At 40.6% G+C, this 1,184-nt stretch carries 1 protein-coding gene; it reads right to left on the reverse strand.

The genetic code is table 11. From position 1 onward, the window contains the following. Positions 1 to 122: 122 nt before the first annotated feature. On the reverse strand, positions 123 to 1,076 hold the full coding sequence (locus R8N28_RS25865) for a hypothetical protein (RefSeq protein ID WP_206960215.1): 954 nt from the start codon (positions 1,074 to 1,076) through the stop codon (positions 123 to 125). Positions 1,077 to 1,184 lie beyond the last annotated feature (108 nt).

The following is a 1,184-nucleotide window of genomic DNA, read 5'->3' on the forward strand; positions in this document are numbered from 1 at the left end:
TCCTCTACATCATACTTATGCCATGTTCTGACGTTATCGCCTGCGAGTATTTCTTGCTCTTGTGCCTCTTGATAAACTGCCAACTCTTCTGGAGTGATATAAAATGGTGAATATGCCAAGGGTTACTCCAGAGCTGTAGTTATTAGTTTAGACTTTGATTGTTCGATTTCAGACTCGGTTTGCCACTTACCGTTGTAAAGGTATTCCCATTCAGGGATAGGTGCGTTTTGAGCTCTAAGTTCAAACGTATCATCCACGGGGAACTCTAGGCTTCTTGCTGGTTCCGAGAGCAATTCATCAGGTGAATAAGCATTGAACAAGGCTTTGATATCCTCGAATTCGGTACATTTAAGTTGATACTCTTTAGACAATTTTTCCAAAACTCTCTCTAAATCATTGGTTGAACTGAAAAATATAAAGCTCCTACCTCTATAGTGGCATCGACTAACGGTCGTTTTCGCTACATCTCTGTAATCACAATCGTCATACCTATGATAAAGAGTAATAACCTTGCGTTTTTTGTTGTAGTAAGCAAATAGCCAATTTTCACGCTCTGCAATTCTGATATTTGTGCGCTCTTCGGGTTGGCGTTTAAGCATTTTGAATGAGACCAAAATAAAAGCGCCTGCGCCAGCTAAAGCCATTGGACCAACAAGAATTACCATTAATATACATGTGGTGGCGCCCACCCAGCCTGTTACTTGACTCGCATTGTTCATCCATTTTGGAATGGTACTACTAGGCTTTGCAACAAGTCCTTTTTCTGAAAAAACATAATGGTACTGCTTTAAAAGCCCCCATCTCATTAGGAAATAAAAAAGTGCCACGCAAAATGAAAGTACACATGCTAAGAAAATGGTGTCATCGTTTTGATCGAAGTTTGCTAAGGCAAAAAATATCGCAATACAGACAAACAAGGTTACGAGAGTAAAATAGAGGTGAATGTATCGAGAAGGCATCTCGACGTTTACAACACTCCAACGTAAAACATTGCTACCCGAGCTGATTCTTTGCTCTTGAGCCTCTTGATAAACCGCCAATTCTTCTGGGGTGATGTAAAAAGGTGAATAAGCCAATGTTTATACCTTGGCTGCTGTTGGTTCAGATTTTGATTGTTCGATTTCAGACTCGGTTTGCCACTTGCCGTTGTAAAGGTATTCACGCTCAGGAAGTGGGGCATTTGA

It is taken from the genome of Vibrio sp. Vb1554 (assembly GCF_033344235.1).